General features: G+C 68.5%; 14 protein-coding genes. 4 read left to right on the top strand and 10 right to left on the bottom strand.

Annotation, left to right across the window (positions count from 1 at the left end; all coding sequences use genetic code 11):
• Window positions 1–53 precede the first annotated feature (53 nt).
• Window positions 54–458 carry a hypothetical protein gene (locus EPO13_06010; protein ID TAK69439.1) on the top strand — a complete coding sequence of 135 codons (405 nt, stop codon included), beginning with the start codon at window positions 54–56 and terminating at the stop codon, window positions 456–458.
• A 34-nt stretch (window positions 459–492) separates the two neighbouring features.
• On the opposite strand, the gene EPO13_06005 is transcribed toward EPO13_06010, so the two are convergent.
• On the bottom strand, window positions 493–1,311 hold the full coding sequence (locus EPO13_06005) for a hypothetical protein (protein TAK69438.1): 819 nt from the start codon (window positions 1,309–1,311) through the stop codon (window positions 493–495).
• Between the two features lie 291 nt (window positions 1,312–1,602).
• Between EPO13_06005 and EPO13_06000 the strand changes: the two genes are divergently transcribed.
• Entirely contained in the window at window positions 1,603–2,559 is a 957-nt protein-coding gene (locus EPO13_06000; GenBank protein ID TAK69437.1) for an NAD(P)-dependent oxidoreductase, read from the top strand.
• A 62-nt stretch (window positions 2,560–2,621) separates the two neighbouring features.
• On the opposite strand, the gene EPO13_05995 is transcribed toward EPO13_06000, so the two are convergent.
• The 6 genes from EPO13_05995 to EPO13_05970 form a co-directional block, all read right to left on the bottom strand.
• The gene (locus EPO13_05995) at window positions 2,622–4,202 is read right to left on the bottom strand and encodes a sugar ABC transporter ATP-binding protein (protein ID TAK69436.1); all 1,581 of its coding nucleotides are present in this window, start codon (window positions 4,200–4,202) and stop codon (window positions 2,622–2,624) included.
• A 68-nt stretch (window positions 4,203–4,270) separates the two neighbouring features.
• On the bottom strand, window positions 4,271–5,368 hold the full coding sequence (locus tag EPO13_05990) for a sugar ABC transporter substrate-binding protein (GenBank protein TAK69435.1): 1,098 nt from the start codon (window positions 5,366–5,368) through the stop codon (window positions 4,271–4,273).
• A gap of 107 nt (window positions 5,369–5,475) precedes the next feature.
• A complete protein-coding gene (locus EPO13_05985) occupies window positions 5,476–6,543 on the bottom strand; it encodes an ABC transporter permease (GenBank protein ID TAK69434.1) in 1,068 nt (355 codons plus the stop codon).
• Window positions 6,544–6,646: 103 nt separating this feature from the next.
• A complete protein-coding gene (locus EPO13_05980; GenBank protein ID TAK69433.1) occupies window positions 6,647–8,767 on the bottom strand; it encodes a hydantoinase/oxoprolinase family protein in 2,121 nt (706 codons plus the stop codon).
• 74 nt (window positions 8,768–8,841) lie between these two features.
• Window positions 8,842–11,253, bottom strand: coding sequence for a hypothetical protein (locus tag EPO13_05975; GenBank protein TAK69432.1), 2,412 nt, complete (start codon window positions 11,251–11,253; stop codon window positions 8,842–8,844).
• A gap of 1,207 nt (window positions 11,254–12,460) precedes the next feature.
• Entirely contained in the window at window positions 12,461–14,044 is a 1,584-nt protein-coding gene (locus EPO13_05970; GenBank protein TAK69741.1) for an ATP-dependent DNA ligase, read from the bottom strand.
• Window positions 14,045–14,304: 260 nt separating this feature from the next.
• Here EPO13_05970 and EPO13_05965 point away from each other — a divergent pair, with 260 nt between their 5' ends.
• Together EPO13_05965 and EPO13_05960 are read left to right on the top strand one after the other, a co-directional pair.
• On the top strand, window positions 14,305–17,901 hold the full coding sequence (locus EPO13_05965; GenBank protein ID TAK69740.1) for a TM0106 family RecB-like putative nuclease: 3,597 nt from the start codon (window positions 14,305–14,307) through the stop codon (window positions 17,899–17,901).
• A 567-nt stretch (window positions 17,902–18,468) separates the two neighbouring features.
• Window positions 18,469–19,788 (top strand): hypothetical protein, encoded by a 1,320-nt coding sequence (locus tag EPO13_05960; GenBank protein TAK69431.1) that lies wholly within the window; start codon window positions 18,469–18,471, stop codon window positions 19,786–19,788.
• 187 nt (window positions 19,789–19,975) lie between these two features.
• On the opposite strand, the gene EPO13_05955 is transcribed toward EPO13_05960, so the two are convergent.
• The 3 genes from EPO13_05955 to EPO13_05945 all read right to left on the bottom strand — a co-directional run bounded on the left by EPO13_05955 (window position 19,976) and on the right by EPO13_05945 (window position 25,853).
• Window positions 19,976–20,692 carry a hypothetical protein gene (locus tag EPO13_05955; GenBank protein TAK69430.1) on the bottom strand — a complete coding sequence of 239 codons (717 nt, stop codon included), beginning with the start codon at window positions 20,690–20,692 and terminating at the stop codon, window positions 19,976–19,978.
• A 271-nt stretch (window positions 20,693–20,963) separates the two neighbouring features.
• Entirely contained in the window at window positions 20,964–22,460 is a 1,497-nt protein-coding gene (locus tag EPO13_05950; GenBank protein ID TAK69429.1) for a hypothetical protein, read from the bottom strand.
• A gap of 48 nt (window positions 22,461–22,508) precedes the next feature.
• Complete coding sequence (locus EPO13_05945) at window positions 22,509–25,853, bottom strand: ATP-binding protein (protein TAK69428.1); 3,345 nt, start codon at window positions 25,851–25,853, stop codon at window positions 22,509–22,511.
• Between the last annotated feature and the right edge of the window lie 78 nt (window positions 25,854–25,931).

The following is a 25,931-nucleotide window of genomic DNA, read 5'->3' as shown; positions in this document are numbered from 1 at the left end:
CGCGCTAACGTCATCCGCAGTCCTCGCCACCGCTGCACCCGACGGAGGGCACCATGACCGGTAGCGGCACCGCCGACGATCCGTGGCACCTGACGACCGCGCCCGGGACGTCGTCGTACACGATCCACCGTGACGACACGACCGACCCGCCGACGTTGCGCTGCCAGGTCGGTTCGACCTGGTTGTCCTACGACGCCCGGGCGATCGACGACCTGCACGCGATGCTCGTCGCCGCCAGTGACTGGATCGCGCTGGGCGCGGCTGACGAGAACAAGGAACCAGCACCCGGCACCGTAGAGGCGTGGGGCCGCGCGCCGGACAACCCGATCGGCGGGTGGTACGGCCTGCGCAAGGGGTACCGCGGCCGCTTCGGGATGTACCTGCCGCCGCTGCTGGAAGAACTCGGACTCGCTGAGCTGACGCACGAGCCACGCAACAACCGGGTTCGCGCCCGCTGACGCCACGCCGGCTCGCCCCGGCCGGACCTCGGTGTCACGGCCGGTCGGTGTCGCTCGCCGTACCTGTCGCCGTACCGGCCGCGGCGTCTGTCGCCGTACTCGCCGTACCGGCTGCGGTGTCGACCGGGGCGCCGTGGCGGCCGCCGATTGCGTCCCACCAGCGGGTACGGCGGTCACCCCAGATGGCCGCCCGGCGCCCGCCCCTGGCGAGCTTGTCGGGTCGGTCGCGGTACCAGCGCCTGGCCCACCACGACGACGGCTGGGCCAGCCGGAGCGCTCCGATCAAGGCCACGGTAGGAATCATGATTCCTATCGCGGCGCAGTAGTACTTGCCCTTGAGCGCGGAGCCGACCACGGTCGCGGTGTTGCCGACGACGACCAGCAGGGGAACCCACCACCAGCCGGCCAACCAGCCCAGCTGCAGGGTGTCCAGGTCCAGCGGGCGGTAGCCCAACGCGACGAGTCCGCCGACGGCGAAGGCAACGACGATGACGTCGACCGATCGCCTCCCCTCGTCACTCCAGTAGACATCGGACAGGTGCAGCCAGAGCGCGTACTCGTCCAACGTCAACGCCGCCCCGGCGCCGAACGCCACAGCCAGCAGTTCGAGCCAGGGCGACCCTGGCGCGAGGGCGAACACCAGGAAGCCGGACAGCAGCAACAAGAAGATGCCAGGTACCAGGTGATGGACGTGAGTCCCACCGCTGGACAGGCTTCGCGGCCACCAGGAGGGACCGTCACGTTGCATCCGGACCCATAGCCGGACGATGACGAAAGTGACCAGGAAACTGCCCACCAACAGCAACGCCACCCGATCCACCGGCAAGGTCCCGGCGGAAAACTCAAGATTCATCGACACCGCCAGCCCACCGGCATCGCAGACCGGCCCATCGAGGTCAACGAGCTTCCCTTCGCCAATGCATTGCCTGACAGTCAAACTAGACCACGACAGCCTCGTTGGGTGTCAGCGCTGGCTGCTTTCACCTGACCGCATGCGGGTGTAACGTGCCCACGCCTCGAGCCACGCTGCCGAGACGACTTCAGTCCGACAATCCGGCCGTCCGGTGATCGTCGGGTCCGGTCCACACCGCGCCCGATCTGCGATCCGCCACGATCGCTGCGGCGCAATGAGAAAGGACCTGGCATGGCGAGAATCCTGGTGACCGGAGCGACAGGCCTGATCGGCGCGCCGGTGACGCGGCAACTGGTCGAACTCGGTCACAGCATCATCGCCCAGGATCTGTTCCTCAACCCGGGACGCCTCGGAGCAGCCGCCGACGAGGTCGAACTGGTCCGTGGCGATGTCACCGACCTGGTCGGGCTGTTGTCGACACTCAAGCGAGGCAAGGTCGAGCGGATCGTCCACCTGGCCGGAGCCGTCGCGGACACGATCGTGCCGATGCAGGTCGTGATGGCCAACTGCGTCGGGACCACCAACGTGTTCGAAGCCGCCCGCATCCTGGACGTCGAACGCGTGTGCTGGGCCAGTTCGAGTGGGGTCTACGGCCGCAGCCAGGAGTACGGCGCGACGGGCCTGTTGGACGAGGACCAGCTGGTGGGACCGTTCACCGTCTACCGCGCGAGCAAGGTCACCTGCGAACAGGTCAGCTTGGCCTACCGCGACCAGTACGACCTCGACGTCGTGGGCATCCGGCCGGTCACGTCGTACGGCGTCGGCCGACTGGGGAGCGGCAGCGGTCTGATCGCCGATACCGTTCGCCGCGTCGCGCTGGGCGAGCCGGCCGTGTTCCCGGCGATGTTCGGTCCGCGAGAGGCCAAGTGGCAGCCGATGTACGCCGCGGACATCGCACGGACCTTCGTGGCCGGCGTTCTGGTCCCGCGCCCAGAACACGTCATCTTCAACGCGCCGGTGAGCGAGATCCTCACCGTCGGTGAGACGTTGGAGACCTTCCGGCAGGTCGTGCCCGACGCGCACCTCGACCTGGCGACTATGGGTGCGGCGGAATCGTCGGCCGACATCCCACTACTGGACGGCAGTCGCGCTCAGCGCGAACTCGGGGTCGTCCCGGAGTACACCTTCCGTACCGCGATCGAGGAGATGATCTCGATCTACCGGCAGGAGCAGGCCGCGACGGTCTAGCGGTCGGGAGTATCGGGGACGATCCGCGCGCGCCGTTGCCCGCCGCCCCGCCCCGAGTTGTGTCAGTAGCGGGCTGCGGCGTCCCCGGTCACGCCGGTGCCGGCGACCGGGGCCGGCTCGGTGTCGGCTTCGTCGAGACGGAAGCAGGTCCGCAGGATCGCCTCCTCGCTGATCTGCGCGCCAACCAGTTCTGCTCCGACGGCTCCGTCATGCAGGACGATCACGCGATGGCACAGCATCTCGAGTTCGGCCAGGTCGGCTGAGACCACCACGACGGTGCGGCCTTGCGCCGCCATGGACCGCAGCAGGTCGTAGATCTCGGCCTTGGCATGCACGTCGATACCGATCGTCGGTTCGTCGAGCAGGATGACCTGGGCGCCGGTCGCCAGCCATCGCGAGATCAGCACCTTCTGCTGGTTACCGCCCGACAGCGCGTCGATGTCGGTGTCCGGCTGCGCGCCGGCGATGCGGAGTTGGTCGATCAAGCCGCCGGCGCTGCGCCGTTCGGCAGCCACCGACGGCACCGGCAGCCAGGACAGCGCCCGGAAGCGTCGCAGCGATCCAATGGTGGTGTTCCAGCGCACCGAGAAGCCATGAAATGCCCCCTGGCCGGCGCGATCCTCGGTCAACAGGACCAGGCCCGCGGCGATCGAGGCGCGCGGTGACCCACGTCGTACCGGACGACCGCCGACAGTGACCTCGCCATCGAGTACCGGATCGGCGCCGTAGATCCCCCGGAGCAGTTCGGTACGCCCGGCACCGACGAGACCGCCGACGCCGAGCACCTCGCCTCGTCGTACCTGCATCGAGACCGGCGCTGTCGCACCGAGAACCTGCAGCTGCTGAACGTCGAGCATGACCGGGGCGTCGTCGGACAGCGGAGCCGGCGCGGCGGCACGGTGCACGTTGCGTGCCACTCCGCCAATGAGCGCGACCAGCTGAGCCTTCGTCAGGTCGGCCCGCGGGACATCAGCGACAACCAGCCCGTCGCGCATGACGACGATGCGGTCGGCGAGCGCGAGGACCTCGTCGAGCCGATGGGACACGTACAGCACTCCGACGCCCTCGGCGCGCAGGGATTGCACGGTTCGATGCAGATGACCGATCTCCTCCTCGGTCAGCGACGCCGTCGGCTCGTCGAGGATCAGCAGCCGGGCGTCCACCCACAGGGCCGCCGCAATCATGACGAGGCGCTGCTGGACCGGGGTCAGGTCCGTCATCGGGGTATCCGGGTCGAGTTGATCCAGATGAACTCGAGCCAGCACGCTGCGCGCCTTCCGATCCAAGGCGCGCCGGTCGATGAACAGGCCGGCCCGCCGGGGATAGCCCGCACCCAGCCCGAGGTTCTCCGCCACCGTCATCCGGGCAGCGACGTTCAACTCCTGATGCATCACCGAAACGCCGGCCTGCCGTGCCGCAAGCGGGCCGGAGAACCGGCGCGCCTGACCGACCAGCGAGATCGTCCCGGAGTCCCCCGTCGTCGCCCCGCTGACGGCGCGGATGATCGTGCTCTTGCCGGCGCCGTTCTTCCCGACCAGAGCGACGATCTCGCCGGCAGCCACGGACAGGTCGACGCCGTCGACTGCACGCTGCCCGCCGTACGTCTTCGTCAGGCCCTGGATCTGAAGCACCGGAGTGCTCATCTGCTTCCTCCGACTCTGGTGACAGGCCTGGCGGGTCCGACCCCACAGGGCCGAACCCGCCGCGGTCGTCAGGACGTGGGCCCGTACAGTCCCTTGGCCCACCGGTCCTTGAAGTAGCTTCGGAAGTCGTAGTCGATGTCGAAGTACTTCGTGGGGTCCTGGGGCACGTTCGCCTTGGTGATGGTGAGGACCTTGGCCGGCGGGAACGGGTAACCCGTGCTCGGCGGCCCGTCCTGCGGGATCGGCGTGCCGTTGGCGAGGTTCGCGGCGAGGAGATCGAGTTCGGTCCACATGAGGGGGAAGACCGGGACATCGACGAGGACGTTCACACAGCCGTCGCGGACGGCCGCCAAGTTCGGCAGGTCGCCGTAGTAGGTGACGACGGCGACCTTGCCGCACAGACCTTTTGCTTTGAGGACCTGGACCGCTTGCGGCACCGTCGTGCTGGAGTCCAGATACAACCCGACGATGTCCGGATGCGCGTTCAGGATGTCGGTCAGCGCCTTGGTCGTGTCGGCCTGCACGTTGGTGTAGTCGGTCTGGTGCGTCGCGACGATCTGGATGTTGCCCGCGGCGTTGATCTTGTCCTCGAGAATCTTGCCCCGAATCGCCCCGAACCCGAACTGCTTGGAGTTGAAGTAGGCCACCGGGCCACCCTTGGGCAGCAGCTTGATGAACTCGTCCGCCGCGACCGTCCCCATCGACGTCTCACTCGGTCCGAGCTGGCCGGCGAACAGCGGCGACTTCGGCACCTCCGCCCAGACATTGACCACCGGGATCTTGGCATTGTTGGCGGCCTGCAACGGTTGCCGGAGCACGTCGGCGCTCCACGCCGTCGACATGACGGCGTCGACTTTCTGCGTGACGAAGGTCTGCAGGTTGGTGACGACCTTCTGCGGGTCGGCCTGAGCATCGAGCTGGACCATCTTCCAGCCGAGGAGGTCGATGGCTTCCTGCGAACTGCTGATCGCGCGCACGGCGTACTCGCTGGCCTTGCTCTGCAGCAGCAGTCCGATGGTCTTGGCGCCGACCACCTTCGCCCCCGTTCCAGCGGCCTGCGGCGTGGCTGACGAGTTCGGTGAACTCGTACCGCTGCCGCAGCCGGCCACCGCGACCGTCGCGGCGAGAGCGCCTGCCAGCAGCGCCCCTCCTACGTGCTTCTTCATGGGTCGTCGACTCCTCGAAACTGGGTCACGGTGCGGACTGGTGGTGGGCGCCCCCCGCACGGGGTCGTGGACGTTGCGGCCGGCCCTGCGGCGCGGCCGCGCGACGCTCAGGTGGAGCGCCGGGCCGAGGCGCCGAAGGCGGAGACCATGACGGCGACGACGAGCACAAGACCCTGCACCACAAGGACGATCCAGGGTTCGACGTTGAGCACCGTCAGGCCGGTCTGCAGGGTCTGCAGAAAGATGACACCGAAGACACTCGCGAGTACCCCGAATCTCCCAGCCCCCACAGCGGTACCGAGGAACGCTGCGGCATAAGCGGGTAGGAGGTAGCCGCCGCCCGCACCGGGGTAGTACGACGCGTTCTGCGAGGCGAGCAGGATGCCCCCCGCTCCGGCGGCCGCTGCCGCCGCGACGAAACCCCAGGTGCGGATTGCTCTGACGCGCACGCCGGCCAATCTCGCGGCGGTGCTGTTCTCTCCGGTGGCGTAGAGGAACCGGCCCCATTCGGTGTGGGACACCACGACGTAGAGAACGATGCTGGCGATCACGGCAAGCCAGAAGGCGACACTCATGCCGAAGATCGCCTGGATCCCGACGTCGGCGAACTCGACCGGAACCCCGGTGGAGATCGTCTCCTGACCGGTGACCTTGGCGTCGATGCCGGCGACGACGCTGGTCATGGCCAAGGTCCCGATGAAGCTGTTGACCCGTAGCCGCGTGACCAGGACGCCGTTGACGACGCCGATGACTGCGCAGATCGCCAGGGCCAGCAGGCACGCCAGCGGCCAACTGATCCCGACCTCGGCCATGAACACGATGCTCAGCGCCATACCGAAGCCGAGTACCGCACCGATCGACAGGTCGAAGTCGCCGCCGATCAGCGTGATCGTCAGGCCCACCACGACGATCACCGGGATAGCGCTCTGCTGCAGGATTCCCTGCCAGGTCGCCCACTCGGAGAAGGTCTCGCGCCGCAACAGGAACACGACGACGACGATGAGCAGGTAGGTCCCGAAGACGGCCCACCGACCGATCGGCTGGGCACGTCGCCGCCTGGGCGCGGCGCTGCTGCCCGCCGGCTGGGCGACGGACGACGTATCCGGCGCGATTGCTGGGCTTTCCGGTCTCGTGCTGGTCACTGCTGGTCCCTTCCCTCGCCCGATTCGGGGCATTCCGCGACACCAGCGCCGGCTACGGCGACGTCCATGTCCTGAGGGGTTCAGCGCGGTCGACAACCTGGCCGCGGCCTGTCCCCCGCCTCCTGCTTCGTCGGCTTCATGCCCCGGTGTCGATGACGAGATTGCCGAAGGAATCCGACACGGCGCGCTGGCCGGGATGCAGCACAACCACGGTGTCCGGCAGCGCGATCAGCGCGGGACCCTCGACCGGTTCGGCGAGAACTCCGGTCGCCGTCGCCAGGACCGGGGTATCCCGGCGCTCGCCCAGGTCGGGCCAGTAGACCGATCGGCTCGTCCGCGTCACCGTGGTGTCGCCGTGCTCGCCGCCTCGCAGTTCCGGCTTGGCCGTTTGCCCCTGGTAGCGAACCTGGAATCCCGTGAGATCGGCACCACCTTCCCGGAAGCCGGCGCCGACACCGAAGATCTGTTCGTAGACCTCGTTGAATCGATCGTCGAGGTCGGCCACGGTCTCGGCGGTCAGCACGCCCGACGGCATCGGCACTTCGACGTCGTGCACCTGCATGCGGTACTTCACCCGCACCGACCGGGCCATCGTGGCGGGCAGGTCGGCGAGGCCTTCCGCGGCAACAGTGGCGAGCGCTCGGGCTTCGAGCGCCGCGAATGCGTCGTTGACCGGCGCTGCCGCCGCAGGCAGCCGCAACCACATCGGCTCCTGGTAGACGTACGTCACGTCGGCGACTGCCGCGCCGAAGGCGGACCACATGGCAGCCACCGCCGGCAGGGGCACGATGACGGTCGAGACGCCCGCCTCGCGCGCCACGGCGGTGGCATGCACCGGTCCTCCCCCGCCGAACGCGTACATGACGAACTGACGAGGGTCGAAACCCTTGAGGACACTCATCCGCCGGATCAGGTCGGCCATCTTCGAGTCGACGATGCGGCAGATGCCGGCGGCAGCGGCGTCGACGTCCAGCCCGACCGCAGCACCTACCCCCGCCACGGCTCGTTCGGCGAGATCGGGCCGGATCGTCATGCGGCCATTCAGGAAGCGATCCGGGTCGATGTAGCCGAGGACCACGTCGGCGTCGGTCACCGTCGGCTCTGCGCCGCCGGCGCCATAGCAAGCCGGACCCGGGACGGCGCCGGCACTGCGCGGACCGACGTTCAGCCGTCCGGACTCGTCGACGAACGCGATCGAACCCCCGCCTGCGCCGATGGACTCGACATCCAGCATCGGCAGCGCGAGCTCGTACCGCTGCAGCAGGGACTTCGTGCGTCGCAGCGCCCTGCCCTGATTGATGACGCTGACGTCGAACGTCGTGCCGCCCATGTCGGCAAGCAGCACCTGCGGCGTGTCGATGCGCTGCGCCAGGAGTTCCGAACTGACGATCCCGGCGACGGGGCCCGACTGCACGGTGCGGATGGGCGCCGACTTCGCCTCAGCGCCCGTGATCGCGCCGCCCGCGCACTGGGCGAACAACACGCGGCCCCCGAAACCACGTTCGGCGGCGCCCCGCTCGATGCTGTCGATGTACCGGACCATGAGCGGCCCGATGTAGGCGTTCATGACCGTCGTCGTGGTCCGCTCGTACTCACCGAGGTGCGAGATGAGGTCGCTGGAACAGGTCGTGTACAGCCAGGGAGCGACCTCGGCGGCGAGTTCGGCGACGCGGTGTTCATGAACCGGGTTCTTGATCGACCACACCAGGCTGATGGCGAGAGCTTCGATGTCATGCACGGCGACGAGTCGTTCGATCGTGGCTCGCGCGGCTGCTTCGTCGAGCGGCGCGATCACCTCGCCGTCGACGTCGATTCGGCCCACGATTTCGGCGGTGAGGTGTTTGGGCACGATCGGAATCGGCTTGTCCGTGGACGGGCCGTGCAAGGCCTGATCGACGTCCAGACCGGAGGTCCGCCCGCCACCGGCCATGAGGAACATCACGTCACGAAGGCCGGCCGTGGTCAGCAGCGCGGTCTTGGCTCCCTCACGCGCCACGATGGCGTTGGTGCCGGTCGTGGTCCCGTGCACGATCCGCTCGCTGCGACGGTAGAGATCTGCCGACGAGATGCCGACCTTCGCTGCGGCGAGGTCGATTGCGGCGAAGAAGCCGACCGACCGGTCCGCTGGCGTCGTCGGGGACTTCGCACCGACGACCCGACCGTCGGGAGTTGTCACCGCACAGTCGGTGAACGTCCCCCCGATGTCGACTCCGATCACATAGCCGTCCTGCTCGCGGTACTGCACGTCCGATGTCATGTACGAGGTCCTTTGCGCTGGGCCAGCCCGGCGGGCGGCGAAGAGTGCTGGTCGACAACCGCGATGAGGTCAGGTCACCGAACCTGCGGCGTGTCACGGCGACGCAGCGTCGCGAGCCCGGCGGCGCTGAAGGAGACGTCGAGCGTCGGAGGGTCGGATTGTTTGGTGCATTCGGCCGCGAACACCGTCCCGCAGGACGGGCAAAGGAACTGCCGCAGGACGAAGGGAATGTCACAGAAGTCGGTGGGGTCCGGGTAGCGATGCGGATCGACGTGGGCCGGATTGTCCTCGAGGACGGCGGCGCCGAGTTTGTAGTTCTGGTCGGTCGAGCCCATCACCGCGCCGCATCCTCCGCAGGCCCAGCGGCTGCTGCCGGATGGCCCGAACACGACGCCCAGGACGTCGGAAATCCTCGTCACATCGCGGGGGTCGACCGGCGCACCGACGGGGTCCTGCGGCATCGTGGCGCGTCCCAGCCGCTCGTCGCGGATCGCCTGACGAGCCTTCCGTGTCTCCCGTACATCGGGATCGCCGTTGTGGTCGAGGACCACGCCGAACGAGGATCGGGCCTGGGCCTCGGTCACCCGGCTCTTGGCGACGTCGGCGGCGACCAGTTCCGGGAGACGCAACAGCATGTCGCCGTAGCCGCCGCCAGCGCTGTAGTCCACCGCCAGCACGTCGTCGTTGCCGAATGACGTCGTCGCCTTCGGAGAGAGCCGGGTGAGCCCGCCGAGCAGCTCGTCGAGCTCGGCCCGGCTGGCCGGCATGACGCCCTTGGACATCAGATCGCGCACTGCGGTCTGCCGGGCGTGCAGGAAGTTGCCCGAATGCCCTGGCAGGCCGCCAGCAAGACCCGGCGTCACGTTGACGGCCGGATCGGACGAGATGATCTGGACGACCAGGTCCGTCGACTTGTAGGGCATGATCGCCGTCTCGTTGCCGTTGCCACCTCGCCAGCGGCCCGACCCGCCACTGTCGATCTGCTCCAACCGGTACAGGTACAGGACGGGAAGTGCGGCCTCCCACTCCTCCACGTTGCCCGAGCGACTCGACGGCCACCACCACGCGCCCCCGGTGTCCACCCCGTCTCGGCCAGGAAAGGCGCCGAGCGAGCCGTTGAGGGGATCGCCGGTCATATCCGCGACGAAGTTGCCGTGACGATCGAGCCCGGAGCACAGCCAGAAGCCCGGCAGTGAGCCACCACCGGTGGCGTTGGCCGTGTCCTTCACGTCGCCGTCGGCAGCCAGCAGCATCTTGCTGAACACCTGCGACGCGACGTGGACGCTCACCACGGCGCCGGTCGAGGACGTGACGCCGCCGGGAAACTCCGAACAGTTGATCTTCCCCGGAACCGGTTCGAACTCCAGGTGATCGACGATTCCGGCCGGACAGTACAACTGGTCGAAGCCCAGCAACGCCGAGCCGGCACAGACGATCCCGGAACGCCAGGTGGTGAAGCTGGCATTGGCGGCGAAGTACTGCGGATCGGATCCGGCGTTGTCGAAGATCAGCCGATCGCCGACCTTGCGCAGCCGCGTCGTCAGCCGGTGCAGGTCATGGTCGTCCGGCCCGACGCTCCCGACGTAGATGGTCTCGCTCCACTCACCATCCGGGATCTGGGCGAGGCGTCGCTCGACCGCCGCCGACGCATCGCGGATCATGCGTCGCATCACGCCCTTGACGACGTTCGGGCCGTACTCGGACAGCATGTGAACCATCCGCTCCTTGGCCATGCGCAAGCCAGCGACCTGCCCCCGCAACTGCAACGCCACCATGTCCGGCGTCCGGCTCTGCCGCACCAGCACATCGGCCACGTCCTGCTGGAGGACGTCGCGACGCACGAGCTTGACCGGCGGAATGACCACCGGCTCCTGGAAGATGTCCGGCGCACTGGCACAGAAGCTGCCCGGATCCATGCCGCCGATGTCACCGACATGGCACACATTCATGACCCACGAGAAGATCGCGCCATCCCAGAAGACCGGGCTGTAGATCGCGACGTCCATCTGGTGGCTGGTCCCGATGTACGGATCGTTCATCATGAAGACGTCGCCGTCCTCGATACCCGGGTTCCCGCTCCGGTTCTCCAGGGTCCACTTGACCGTCAGGTCACTGTGCCCCGTGAAGTATTGGATGGCGGGACCGGCGACCAGATTGTCGCCGTTCTCGGTGAGAATGGCGGTGTTGAAGTCGCTCATGTACACGATGATCGGCGAGCCGGACATCCGCTTGATCGCGTCGAAATGGTCGAGATTGATGTTCCAGAAACGCGATCGCAGGACCTGGTAGGTCACCGGGTCGATCTCGCGGTCGAACGTCTCGTGCAGCCGGACCGCCGGCGCGATGTCCAACTCGACTGTCGGCAGGTATCCGTGCCGCCGGGTGACCCAGCCGTCGGCGTACAACGCGGCAGCGTCGACCTGACGATTCCGCATGACTCCGTCGACCGTGCTGGTCCCGGAACGGCGGGGCTGGTCACCTGACATCGGGCACTCCTCGGTAGCTGTTCACGCGGTTTCGCCATGCCGGAATACCGGATCCCGCTCGCCGGGTCGGCCGACACGATGGATCAGGTAGCCAACGAGCCCGGCCCCGACTGATCGCTGGTCGGCGGCTTCTGTTGGTGGACAGCCGGTCGCCGGCCAACGCGGCGAACGTTAGGCGGCCCGCACTGCTCGGACAACCCCCGCCTGACCGCCTGTTGATAAGGCCGGCGGACCTGTCGGAGGGCGTACCTACGTTCCGGTCACGAACGTCTCGGCGGCCGACTCGCCGCACCACTGCGGAGCACGACAGCCGGCTGGCTCGGCCGACCGCTACGGAGCACGACAGCGTCGTGGCGATGCGGCGACAGACCGACCGACGCCGCCTCCCGTCGACGGCGATCCCACTGCGGCACAGAAGCTTCCGGCTACGTCGGACGTGGCCGTGCTGGCGCATCTATCGACCTCATCCCCGTGACATGTCGCGACGGCTGATCGGGGGCGACCAGCCGCCGCGACGGCTTCAGGAGGTAGCTCCGTGGACCAGCGGGCTGTCGGGCCGGGCGCCGTGGTGGCTGCCTGCGGCTCGGCGTGGCTGCTCGTTCTCGGCTGTGCTCCGAGCCGCAGCACACCACCTGTCGTCCGCGATGGACAGATCCGAAACAAATCGTCCTACGAGCCATCCTTGTCGTTGGACGATCGCCGAGAGGTCGCGACAGCAGCCCGCAATCCTGTTCGGGTCAGGCACTGCCGTGCCATCCGATGACCCGCCCACGCTGCTTCGTGGTCCGGCTGCTGACGAGCACGAACGGGACGATCAGCGGTTCAGTCGGCGGCGGCGGCTAGACAGCCGTTCATTGTTCCCGCGCGACTACTTGCTCGAACCACATCGGTTCGGTTCAGATCCCGATGCTACGACCGTACTGCCCCCCGGCGGCGATCCGGTGTCGCTCGCCGTCGCGGTGGTCCAACATCGCCTCGCGTGTGTCATCCGCACTCGTGACGACCCGAATCTCGCTCGGGTGGTGACCCGCAGATTCGGATTCTCCAAGAGTTTCTGGAGCCGCTGCATGCTGGGTCAATCGTGGATGGGTGAGACGGTATTCGCCGCGGCCATCAGCGTCCTGCTGCGCGAGGCCTGGCCGGCCCACGATCACGGGCGGGGGGCGCCACGGTGAGTGCCGGGCGATCGGCAGCGAGCGCCGGACGGTCAGCGCAAGCGGGGTAGCCGCTGCTGCGTCGCCAGGACGTCGGCGAACAGGTCGCCCTTCGCTGCCAGCCGATCCCCGATCGTCCGGATCGTGAACCCGTCAGGTCGCAGAGTCGGATCGTCCAGTTCGTCCCAGTCGATCGGTGCCGAGACCGGCGCGCCGGGCGCAGCGCGGGGGCTGTATGGCGCGACCAGCGTCTTGTTGATCGCGTTCTGGGTGTAGTCGAGCCGGGCGAGCCCGCCGCGCTCCGCGACGTTCCAGGACCAACTGACCAGCTCCGGCACGATTGCCCCGACCGTGCGGGACACCTGCTCGACCCAGGTCCGCGTCTCGTCGAAACTCGGCCCGCGAGCAATCGGCACCCAGATCTGGATACCGCGGCGCCCGGTGACCTTCGGTCGAGCGGCGATGCCGAGGTGGTCGAAGGCAGTGCGATGCAGGCGCGCCAACTGCAGCGTCTCATCCCAGCTGGTGCGGTCGCCGGGGTCGAGGTCGACCAGCGCGTATGTCGGATGCCGGGGCTGGTCGGTCCGCGACGTCCAGGCATGCCATTCGAGCGCACCGAAGTTAGCCGCCCAGACCAAGGCGGCAGGCTCGTCGACGACGAGGTAGGTGTGAGCCTCCCCGGCGTCTGCTGCTGCGTTGTCCCATCGCGGGAGCCACGGCGGTGCATGCGCGGGAAGTTCCTTGTGCCAGAAACCGCGGGTCGCCGCACCCTGCGGAAAGCGGTGCATGTTCAGCGCGCGACCCGCGAGGTACGGCAACACAACGGGAGCAATCTGCGCGGCATACCGCAGCAGGTCGCGCTTGGTGACCGGTTCCTCTCCTGGCCGGGCCGGGAAAAGGATCTTGTCCAGATTGGTCACCCGCAGTTCCCGGCCGAAGATCGGCCAGGTCCCGCCGGGGCCGAGGGTGTCGAGCGCGGCGAGCTCCGCTGCCGGCACCGACTGCAGCGCCGGTGCTCGCCGCAACGACACCGCGGCCGCCGCAGCCGGCAGGTCCGAGCGCCACATCGTTGCCGGATCCGCCTTGACCTCCTCGTTGGTGCGTCCGGACAGGACCGATCGGGGATGATCCTCGGGATCCCAGTCGGCGACGGCGGCGGCGTCCCGCTTGTGGAACAGCAGCCATTCCTCCTTGCCGGCGGCATCGGTCCGGGTGCGGATCAGCATGAAATGGCCGCGGAGCTTCTGGCCCGCCAACTCGATGTGGAGCTCTCCGTCGGTGACCGCTTGCGCGGGGCCGACCTTGCCGTGCGACTGCCAGGTACCGGTATCCCAGACGATGACGTCCCCACCGCCGTACTGCCCCGCCGGAATGACGCCCTCGAAGTCGGCGTACTCCATCGGATGGTCCTCGACGTGGAACGCCGCACGCTTCACGGCGGGGTCGAGCGTCGGGCCCTTCGGCACGGCCCAGCTGGCCAGGACGCCGTCGATCTCGAGCCGGAAGTCGTAATGCATTCGGCGCGCGCGGTGCCGCTGGACGACGAAGACCGGCGCCGCGGAGTTGTCGTGGGCCGTCGGCGTCCCGTTCGGCTCCGGGGTCGCCGCGAAATCCCGTTTGTCCCGATAGGACGCCAGCGCCTCGGCTGAGGGGCGACCTGCGGACGACCGAGCCACACGTCGAGTGAAACGTGGTGCCCGACCGCGTGCAACATCGGGCCGCCGGAACGCTCGTCGCTGCCCTGCTCTCTGCTGGCCGGGCTGCGCTCTCGTGGACTGTCGGCGGGCTCGTGGGCCGATTGCGCTCTCGTGGCCACGGTGTGCTCGTCGGCTGGCTGTGCTCGTGGCGCTTTCGGTCGGCTCGTGGGCTGTCGGTCGGCTTGGGCATGATGACCCGCGTGTATCTGCTCGACGACGGGGGCCTGGTCTGCAGCCCGACAGACCTGGCGGCCGCAGCGACGTGTGAGTACGCCCTGCTGCGTCAGCTCGACATCCTGCTGGGCCGCGCGGCGCCGACCGCCGTCGCGGACGACGCGCTGCTGGCCCGGACCGCGACGCTCGGCGACGCCCACGAGGCACGCGTACTCACGGGTTACCTCACCGACTACGGACCCTGGGACCCGGCAACCGGCCGCGGCGTGGCCTGTATCGAGCGGGTGCCCCGCGGACAGCAGACGCGCGCCACCCTCGCGGCGAAGCACGCCGAGACCATCGCCGTCCTTCACACCGGAGCCGACGTGGTGTTCCAGGCCGGCTTCTTCGACGGCCGGTTCGGCGGCTGGGCCGACTTCGTCGTGCGCGCCTCCGACGGCCAGGCGTACGCGGTATACGACTCGAAACTTGCCCGGCGGGCGAAGGTCACCGCGCTGCTGCAGCTGGCCGCCTACGCCGATCAGCTGCTGGCCGCGGGCGTCCCCGTGTCCGACGAGGTCCACCTGATCCTGGGCGACCGGAGCACAACCTCGCACCGAGTTCACGAACTCATCCCCGTCTACCGCCACCGGCGGGCCCGCCTCGAGCAGCTACTGGACGACCACCGCGACGGCGGAACCGCCGTCGGATGGGGCCGCGGCGGGCATCGGGCGTGTGGGCGCTGCGACGACTGCCGGGTCGACGTCGAACGGACGCGCGACGTACTTTTGGTCGCGGGGATCCGAGGCACCCAACGCACCCGGCTGTGGGCTGCCGAGATCCGCACCGTGGACGACCTCGCCGGCCATGCCGGGCCGGTGGACGGCATCAGCGCCGCAGCGCTGGATTCCCTTCGGCAGCAGGCCATCTTGCAGGCCAGACAAGACCCACTGCCCGGTGGTCAGCCGGTGACGGCGCCGGTGTTCGACCTCTATTCGCCCGCGACCGTCGGAGCCTTGCCGCCACCGGACGACGGCGACATCTTCTTCGACATCGAGGGCGACCCACTCTGGTGGGACGCCACTGACGCCGACCACGCCGAGGGCTGGGGGCTGGAGTACCTGCTCGGCGTCGTCGAACCGCCGGCCGGTGGCACGGCTGCGGAGTTCCGGGCGTTCTGGGCCCACGACCGCGGTCAGGAGAAGGCGTCGTTCCTGCAGTTTCTCCGGTACGTCGAGCAGCGCCGCGCGCAATTCCCGGACATGCACGTCTACCACTACGCGTCCTACGAACGGACTGCCCTGCTGCGGCTGGCCGGGCGGCACGGCGCCGGCGAGCAGATCATCGACGACTGGCTGCGTTCCGGCCTGCTCGTCGACCTCTATGCCACGGTCCGCGGCAGCCTGCGGACCGGTCAGCGGTCCTACTCCCTCAAGCAACTCGAGCCGCTGTACATGCCGGTCCACCGCGCCGGCGATGTCACGACCGCAGCAGATTCGATCGTCGAGTACGCCCACGCTTGTGAATTGCGTGAGGCCGGCGACGACATCGGCTGGCAGCAGCGACTGTCGCAGATCGCGACGTACAACGAGTACGACTGCGAATCCACTCGGCGGCTGCGCGACTGGCTGCTTGATCGCGCTGCGGCCCAAGGAGTTCAGCCGACTCCGCGGCCGCAGCTGACTGCCGCCGGCGACGAGGAGGACGACAGGGACGTCGATCCGGTCGTTGCGACGCTGCTGGCGTACGCCGACCCCGGTGGCGGTCCGCGGGACGCCGACCAGCAGGCCGTGGCCCTGCTCGCGGCAGCAGTCGGGTACCACTGGCGTGAGGACAAACCCTTCTGGTGGTACCACTTCGACCGGCTGCAGTCGCCGCCGGACGAGTGGGCGGACAGCCGCAGCACGCTGGTAGCCGACGAGGTGGCTGTCGACGTCGACTGGCACATCCCGCCAGGCAAGCGGACAGAACGTCGCCAGCTGCGACTGCTCGGCCAACTCGAGCCCGGCAGTGAGCTGCGCGCCGGCGGCAAGGCGTACGCGTTGTACGAGCCGCCGGTGCCGCCCACCCTGCAGGTGGCCGTCGGCGGTGGCCGCGGGTACCGCGAGGTCTTGATCACCGAGGTGACCGCAGACGTCACCGGTGCCGTTCCCCGCGACCTGGTGCGAGTCGAGGAGACCGTGCCGACGGGACACGTCGGTCACGACGCGCTGCCCATGGCGCTGTCCCCCGGCGCGCCGCCGCAGACCAAGGGGATCACCGCGGCCATCCAGACGCTGGCCACCGCAGTCGCCGCCGGCCTTCCCGAGCTCCCCGCGGGTGCGGCACTGGACCTGCTTCGACGGCAGCGGCCGCGTACCCGCAGCGGCTCGGCGCTGCCCACCGCGAGCGGCCGTGAGCCGATCGCCGACACCATCGTGGCTGCCCTGCTCGACCTGGATCGGTCGTACCTGGCCGTGCAAGGGCCGCCCGGGACCGGCAAGACGTACACCGGCGCGCGGGTGATCGCTGCTCTGGTCGCCGCCGGCTGGCGGATCGGGGTTGTCGCGCAGTCGCACGCCGTCGTGGAGAACCTGCTGCGCGGCGTGGCGGCCGCCGGCGTCCCGGAGTCGGCCATCGCCAAGAAGCCGGGGAGCAAGGGGAACGCGGCGACCTGCCCCTGGACCTCGGTGGACGACAAGAGTTTCGCCGCGTTCTACGCCGCGCAGGCCCGCGGTTACGTCGTCGGCGGTACGACGTGGGACTTCGTCAACGCCAAGCGGCGGCCCCCCGACGAGCTGGACCTGCTCGTCGTCGACGAAGCCGGCCAGTTCTCGCTGGCCAACACCGTCGCCGCCGCCTGCGCGGCGCGCAACGTGCTGCTGCTCGGCGACCCGCAGCAGCTGCCGCAGGTCAGCCAGGGAATCCATCCCGAGCCGGTCGACGGCTCGGCGCTCGGCTGGCTCAACCACGGGCACGACACGTTGCCTGACGAGTTCGGCTACTTCCTGGCGCAGACCTGGCGGATGCATCCGCAGCTGTGCGCGGTGGTGTCGCGGCTGTCGTACGACGGCTTGCTGCAGGCCGCGGCCTGCACCAGCGACCGTCACCTGGCCGGGGTGGCGCCGGGAGTTCACGCCGTACCCGTCGAGCACCACGGGAACGCAGTGGCCTCGACGGAGGAGGCCGCCGAGGTGGTGGCGCGGATCCGCGAGCTGCTCGGGCGCGCCTGGACGCCGGCGGCCGACCTGCCTGCCCGGCCCCTGGAACCGGCGGACGTCCTCGTCGTCGCGCCCTACAACGCGCAGGTCGCGCTCATCGCCGAGGCGCTCCACCGGGCCGGCATCGACGGCGTCCGCGTAGGGACGGTGGATCGATTCCAGGGCCAGCAGGCGGCCGTGGTCGTCGTGTCGATGACGGCGTCGTCAGCGGACGACGCGCCCCGGGGATTGTCGTTCCTGCTGGATCGCAACCGGCTCAATGTCGCGCTGTCGCGAGGGCAATGGTGTGCCCTGGCCGTGTACTCCCCCCGGCTCGCCGATCACCTGCCCGGCCGCCCGGCCGAGGTCGAGGAGCTCGGGGCGTTCCTGCGTGCGCTCGATGGCGCACCACCTGATCCTGCCGCCCAGCCGCCACACCAGGGCGGCCCGGTCCGCGCTCGATGACGCTGCCGGCCGCCGCTCAGGATCGGTCCGGCGGGCGGTCGCCGGGCGGCGGCGGCGCCCCGGCGTCGCCACAGCGCGGGCACGGCGTGGCTGGTGAGCCGGGGCCCGTCGCGAGGTACGCGCCGCAGACCGGGCAGATCCGATCCAGCCAGCAGGCCGACTCACCGCCCTCGTCTGCCGCCATGGCACCGACGATAGATACCGGTGTCCACCGCGCCGGCCGCGGGCCAGGCGGCAAGCGGCTGGTGGCCGCATCGGGGCGGCCACGGCCCAGGCGGCTGCGGCCCGCGCGGCGGGCACGGGCAGGCGGCCCATCGAGCGGCCGCGGGCAAGGCGCCGCGACCCCGGGGCAAGCCCATCGGCGCGCGTCCGCAAGTTCTCAGCCCAGATAGTTAGTCGCAACAGACGAGTTGATCCATCCTGCGCTTGCCACAACTGGATCCGGCCTATCAGGCTGCATGCAGTTCGGCTACGCTGGCGGGCAGTTCTGCCTCTGGCGCGGTCGTCCGCGATCGTCGCCGCTGCCGCATCGAGGAGCTGATCGTCATTTCCGCACTGACACCGCTGATGGAACTGATCGAACTCGACGACCCTTACGCGGCCAACGGCCCCGAGGTCGCGCAGCTTCGGCTGGCGGCGATGGCCGAGCGATTCCAGGAGCACCGGGAGAAGATCCCCGTCCTCGGCCGGCGAGCCGCCGAGACCGGGATCGACGCCATCCGCAGTCGTGATGACATCGTGCCCTTGCTGTTCTCGCACACCACGTACAAGAGCTATCCCGAGTCGTTCGTGAAGCAAGGACGTTGGGACCGGATGACGACGTGGCTGACCACGTTGTCCGCCGTCGACGGTGGCGAGGTCGATCTCGAGGGCATCAAGGACGTCGACGAGTGGCTGGACCGGCTTGCCGCCGCCGGGCACTTCGTCGTCGCGTCGAGCGGGACGTCCGGCAAGAGCTCGTTCCTGGACCAGAGCGCGGCCGACATCGAACAGATCGGCTACAACCCGCAGCGCCTCTTCGGCTGGCCCCATCAGGTCCCGCTGCGCAACGACCGCATCGTGATCAGTCTGAGCCGCTCGGCGAAGGGCCGCTACCGCGGCTTCTATATGCATCAGGCGCGCGTGCGCTACTTCGCCAAGCCGGGCGGCGACTATCTGATCGACGAGCCAGTGCCGCTGGCCGATCTCAGCCGGATGGCTGCGCTGCGTTCGATGATCGCGGCGAGCACCGCCACTCCCAAAGAGGTCCAGGAGTTCGAGGGTCTTCGTGCCGATGCCGCTGACCGGATGAACGCGTCGCTGGGCCGGCTCGCCGACATCGTGATCGCCCATCACGACGAGCCGATGCTGCTGCTGGGAATGTGGCCGTTTGCCTACCAGCTCGTCGAGGCGGCGCGCGCCCGCGGCGTCGAGCGCGGCGACATGCACCCGGACACCGTGCTCGGGCTTGGCGGCGGGACGAAGGGGCTCGTCCTGCCCGATGACTACCGCGAGCAGGTGCTGGAGTGGTTCGCCCCGGCCCGGCAGTGCGACCAGTTCGGCATGTCGGAGATCTCCGGGCACGCGCAGAAGTGCGAAGACGGCTTCTACCACTGGCCACCGTGGATCGAGATGCTCATCGTCGACGAGAGCGGTGAAAAGCTGCTGTCCGGGGAGGGCAAGGTCACCGGACGACTCGCGCTCTTCGATCCGGTCTACGGCGGACGATGGGGCGGCCTGGTCACCGGGGACAAGGTCAACGCCAACTTCGGGCGGTGCTCCTGCGGGCGGAACGGCCCGACGATCGAGGACAACGTGACCCGGTACGGCGCCGGTTCCGCGGCCGGCGACGACAAGCTCACCTGTGCGGCGTCAGTCGACGCTTACGTCCGGGAGGCGATCAGCTGAGCTGCGCCATGGAGCCCGGGCGGTAGGCGCCTTCCGGCCGAGAGGTCAGGGCGGCGACGTCACAATAACGAGGCGAGGGCAACGACTTTCTGGGCACGCGGGTGACGTCTGCGACGTCACCCGCGTCGACTCAGCGATGTCAACGCAACGAGCCAGGGACGTCAGCACGGGGGCGAGGTCTGCGACGTCAGGCTGCGGACCGCGGTGTCGCCTGCGCACCGGCGGCGGGATAGTCCAGGCACAGCACCGTCGCGCCGTCGGAGCCGGCACTGATCGCACGGTCGTCGACTGTGGCGGCGTATCCCCACGACCAGAGCCCGAACTCCCGGCCGGCGTCGACCAGCGATCCGGACACCACCGCGACGAGCCGACCGATCCCGGTGCACGCGGGCAACTCGATGCCGTTGCCGGGCGCAAGCCGGACCCGGTAGGCAGCGAGCCCGTCCGGCTGCGCCTCGATCAGGACGTCCAGAACGGCGCCTTCCTGCGCCTCGCCGGCGTCGGCCGGCGCGAGTGAGACGGTGAAGTGGCGTCCGGAACGCTGCGGCTTCTCGTGCCGGGACTCCGGCATGAAATGGGCACCGGTGTCCGAGGCCATCCGAGCGGTGAAGTAGCTGAGGCCGGCGTCGCCGCCGACGATCGGGCCGTACGTCGTCCACGGATCCGCATAGTGGATCGTCGGTGCGGACACCTCGGCACGACCGAACCGGCCAGGACGACCGTCGAGGACCTGGAACTGTGGGACTGCGTGATAGTGCGGCGCCGTCGTCTGGCCCGCACCCTGCTCAACGCGGAAAACCTGTGGGCCAGGAGCGTTCGCCTCGACATCCCCGAACAGGTTCGTGATGCGGTATCGCAGGTTCGACGTCAGCACGCCATCCCGCTCGAGCGAACGCAGGTCCATCGCACGTCCTCCTCAACCTGGCAAGCACCGGCTGGCGGCGTACCCCACGACCGAGAACCCGGTCGGGCGTCGCGCCGAGGCCTCGGTGTCGCCCATTTGGCACGCTGGCGATCTCGGACGGGATCGTCAACCGCGATAGTCGACTTCCGGTGGTGCGGTGTCAAGGACCGGTCAGCACGGCAGTTCGCGTGCATGGGCAGCCACCGTGGACGCTCCACCGGCGGCGGCTCAGCTCCTCAACCACGCTTGGACGCTCCGAACCATATTCTCGTCAAAGGTGACTGTACTTTGTGCATGTGGAATGACCTCTGCGAGGAAGGCCTCGTGCCCGCCAAGGACAGGGTCCTCCGGCGTGTCCTTCACGTAGAGGACCAGCACGCGAGCAGGCCGGCCGTCGTCCTTCAGCCTGATAACCCGCCCCATGCGCTGCACCATCTGGCGTCGCGTCCGGCTGGCTGCGACGATGACCGCCAGGCTGGCTTCGGGGACGTCGATACCTTCGTCCAGGAGCCGCGGAGCGGTCAGAACCTGGACTCGCCCTGCGCCGAAGCGCCATCTCTCGGCTCCGCCGAGTTATGTCGCCGGTGAGAGCTGCGGCCGGGGTGAATTCGCCGATGGCGGCGGCGGCGTTCTTGGCTGCTGACACCGTCTCAGTGAAAACCAATGCCTGACCGGCCTCGATCCAAGCGATGCCGATTTCCTTGAGGATGCGGGACTTGGCCACGGCGGCGGCCAGCAGCTCCTTTCGTCGCATGAACGCCGCGAGGTGCCGTCGACAGATCTGAGCTTCGTTCCAATCTGGACTGGCGGCCCCCGATTGGACGGCCTCAAAGAACGCACTCCATGGTGCCCTTGGATATCCGTGCATCTCGATGAGAGCCGTGGCGGTGTCCTTACATTCCTTGTCGAAGCGGTCGTGCTCCGATCGCTCGATGTCCGTGAAACTGACGCCGACCATAGCGAGGTGGAACGGTGCCACGACCTTGTCGAGAAGGGCATCTGCGTATCGATACTCGAATGCCACTCCACCAAAGTACGGATCGAGCCAGGTGGTGATTCCGTCGTCAATCCGCTCGTAGGTCCCGGTCAGCCCTAACCGTCGATCGAATCGATCTGACAGCACCTGTGCGAACGTGGGCGCGCCATACCTATGCACCTCGTCGGCGACCAGCAGACCCAGTCCGGGAGGGACGGGTCGATGGCGATACCCGGATTGGACGGATGCGATGAGGACGTCATTGTCGTAGAACGTCGCCGACGCTCCGTCCCCGAGCGCTGCGATCCGGATGCCGCGAATTTCCGCCTCGAGCCCGCGTCGCCATTGCTGAAGGAGGGCGACGCCGGGCACGACCACCAATGCCCGCCCTCCGTCGCGCACGACCTCCTCGACCGCCTTGATGCCGACAAGGGACTTCCCCGTACCGGTGATCGCCTCGATAACTCCGCGCCGGTCCGCCGCCCGCCAGGAGCGGAGCGCTCGGATCTGCCAGCGGCGCAACTCCGGTCCGCGATAGGTGACCTCCCAATCATCATTCAGCGAGTCGTGATGCGGTTGGATTCCCGCTGCGCCAGACCGCACCGACCAGGCCTGTCGATGATCAGGCCGGCGCGCGGCGGTCGCATCTGTCATGCCCTCCAGCTCCAGCTTGATCTGGTGCGACCTCAGCCGGATACCGTGGGCGGCGAGCTGCGTCGATATCTCGAACGCGGACAGTCCTGGGTTCTCCGCCAGTATTGACCTGATCAAGAACCGAGCGGTTTCGTCCATGCCCTCCCCCTCGTGCAGCCGTCACATCGTCGACACTGTGGCGCGCTATTAGTCATCGAATCCGCTTGCCTTGAACTTCAAGGTCGTTGCATTTTCCCCCACAACGCGGACTGTCTCAGGGCTGAAGCCCTCGGTCGCCGTGGCGTGGATCTCGATCGTGACCGTCAGCTCAACTCCCGGGACAGCAGCGAGGTGCTGCAAGATCTCCTGCCCCACGCGGGCGAAGTCCCGGTTGTATCGCTCAGGATCGACGCCGACGGAGCCAAAGAAACGACTGACCGAGAGCGAGCGTCCCGGCTCGGCCTCGGCGGCTGCCGAGAGTCCCGCCACCTCAAGCCCGTCCGCGGTGTCATCGGAGCCGGACAGCCCTATCGGATCGGCGACGGTGTTGTCCGCAGCTGCCTTGTCCGCTGCTCGCTGCCGCAAGGCCCGCCCTGGCTTCACGACAAGCCAGGAATCCGGCAATGAGCTCGGTACGGTCTCGTCACTGGGCAGGACCAGCCCGACGTACCGTCCACCGTCATCCACCGAAGCGGCCCAGGCGAAGCCTTCCTGTTCCCACAGAATCGGCGGACTGAGCAGAGCCGACTCCAGGACGGACCGATCGCGAAGGCGGTCCAGATACGGATACTGCGTATAGAGCGACCACAGCTCCCCCACGGAGACGTGACCCGCTGCCCAAGCCGTGCTCAGCGGCCCATCGAGCGCCATCCGCGCCGAGAAGGCACCGTAAGTCGTTGCCAGCAGACCTTCCCGTACGAGCTTGGTGGTCACCCGCTCGGCCAGACCGCCCTGGCCGTCCTTCACCGGTACCACTGCGACCTCAGGTGGCGACTGTGGATCCTGCGTCGGGACGAAGGTCCACGTGTACGTCGCCGCCAGTCGGTTCCTGGCATCCTCGTCAGCCTGCCGCCGACGACTATCGGCCTGGGCCTTCTGGCTGGGCGTCAGGTCCATTTCCGTGGCCTGGTCGGCAATCTGCTTCCAGGACAGGAAGGCCCGGACCGCACTGTCGAGCTCCTCGTACCGCTGCCCGTCGGCAGCGACGAAGACGACCATGTTCCGGTTGCGCCGCTGTGCGGATCCGACTCGCAACGTGGCATCGCGGGCGAAGCGGAGCGCCTCGGACTCCTTCTCGTTCTTCGCGTGGCGCATCCGGGGGTGTACGACGACAAGCCGCACCTCCTCCAGGTCCGGAACGTCCGCCGACGACACCGGGCCCACGTGGACACCGGCGAATCCACCCCGGTCACGGACGAGCACCTTCACCCGATCGAGGATCTCCTTCCACACCGCCTCGGGCTCCTCACGAAGCCGGTCGGCAATGTCGGCGGCGGTGCGGGTGACCGACGCCGCGGTTGAGAACCAGTAACGCGCTGCTTCGGAGTACAGGTACGTCGACTCCTGACTGAGCAGTTCCAGCGCGGAGCCGAAGTTGCCGAGCGTGTCACCCGGGATCGCGACCCCGAGCCAGATCCGCGGTCGCTCCACGCCGCGGTGGTCGCTGTTCAGCGTGGCCGCCGTGTCGAGGAAGATCGTCCGAGCGATCCGGCGGGTCAATGACCGGGCGCCGAACGTGCCGGGGCGACTCGCATCGATCCGCACGGCATCGGAGCCCTCGCCGTCGATGTCGCTGTCGATGATCGGGCGCCACGCATCCGGCAAATAGTTGGTCAGCTCGCTGGCCACAAGCGGCGCGTGCAACGGGATCGTGCCCGGGGTGATGAGCGGGCTCGCGTCGCCGGACCGCCACAGCTCGTGGATGACGATCGACATGAGCCGCAGCACGCCCCGCGTTCGCTGGAACCGTTCGAGCGTCGACCAGTCGTGGTAGAGGCGGTCGAAGAGCTCGGGGTGGATGGGGTAGGCCGCTTTGAGGCGGTCCTCGTACGCCGACTCCTCGGCCTCGCGGGGGAACTGACCGTGGTGCTCCCGGTAGAACTGGACGACCTGCCGCGCGACCGCAGCGATCTCCGTGCGCGCCGCGGCATCGGGCTCGGCGAACAACCGGCGTCGGACAATCTCGAACGACTCGATGCTGCTCGCCGGCCGCCAGTGGTCGGCCTTGCGGCCGACCACGTTCTGCAGCGCCATGAGGGCGCGACGACCCCGCTCACCACCGACCTCGATCGCCGACCCGCCACCGCCAGCGTCCAAGGTGTCAGACGCCGGGATAGAGACCAGCAGCATCGCTCCGGGGATCGCGCTGACCGCCTCGGTCAGGTGCTGGGCGAACGTGAACTGGTTGTCGAAACGCCCGCCGGCGAGATCCTCGTCATCGCTGAGTCCCCGGGCGTAGGCCACCCACTCGTCGATAAGGATGAGCACCGGTGCGTGCTCGCGCAGCAGCCCGGTCAGTGCATCTCCCGGCGGAGTTCCCGACCGGTCAGCGTCGGCGACGACGTCGTACGCCGTACGTCCGCCGAGCTGCCAGGCGAGCTCTCCCCAAAGGGTACGAACGGCAGTGCCGTCCTCCTTGACCCGTGGCTGGTTCGGGGCGAGATGCGTCCCGACAAGGGTCACCCGCCGGACGTTGAGTTCGTCGAGTTTCACCGGCCCGACGATTTCCTGGACCGGCTGCGGATAGGCACTGGCCGGCAGGCCGGCCACCAGGTGGTAGACGGCGAGCATCGAGTGGGTCTTGCCGCCACCGAAGTTGGTCTGCAGATTGACAACCGGGGACGCGTTGAGGTCACCGCTCAACCGCTGGACCGCCCGCCCGAGCAGGTCCTTGAGCCCTTCGGTGAGGTACGTGCGCGCGAAGAACTCCCGCGGATCGGCGTACTCCTGCTGTGTCGTCTCCCCCGTCGATACCTGATGCAGGTCGGCGGCGAACTCGGCGGCGTTGAACTGTCCCGCTGTGACGTCGGGATGCGGCGTGATGACCTCGCGCCACGGCTTCAGGCCGGTCCCGGGCGTGTTGACGGTGCCGACTGCGGCGCGCACGGTCTTCTTGGTCTGCGCCTCGAAGACGTCGCGCTGATGGTCCAGCCGCAATGTCCGGACGGCGTCGGCCTGGTCGGGCGCGCCCACCGACGTAAGCAACCGCTCGATGGTGTCCAGTGCGCGGGTGGTGTCGTCCGCGCTGAACGACTCGCCGTGGGCGAGCCGATTGCCGACGTCGCGCAACTCGGAGGCATAGGACTGGTCGACGCGCGAGAGTTCCTGGCCGAAGGCGCGCCATTCTTCGGTCAAGATCTTCAGGAGGAAGCGCGGGTCGTCCGGTGAGTTCTTCTTGACCGTGCCGTGCTTCGCGGCGTCGCGAGCAGTGAGCAGCGCGACCCAGTCGGCGCCTTTGGCGGCGGCGCCCATGTGCTGGTCGACGAACGGCCGCACCCCGAGGACGAGCGCCTGAAGCCCACGATCGATCCTGTCCCGGTTGCTCAGCGCCACGGCGTGATCCCCCTTGCGTCCAGCTCGTCAATGGTGGTGGAACTCGCCGCGCCGCATGGTGGCGGCTCGGGTAAGAAG

This window comes from Actinomycetota bacterium, assembly GCA_004297305.1.
Lineage (GTDB): Bacteria > Actinomycetota > Actinomycetes > S36-B12 > FW305-bin1 > FW305-bin1.
This window is presented reverse-complemented; position numbering and strand designations above follow the sequence as displayed.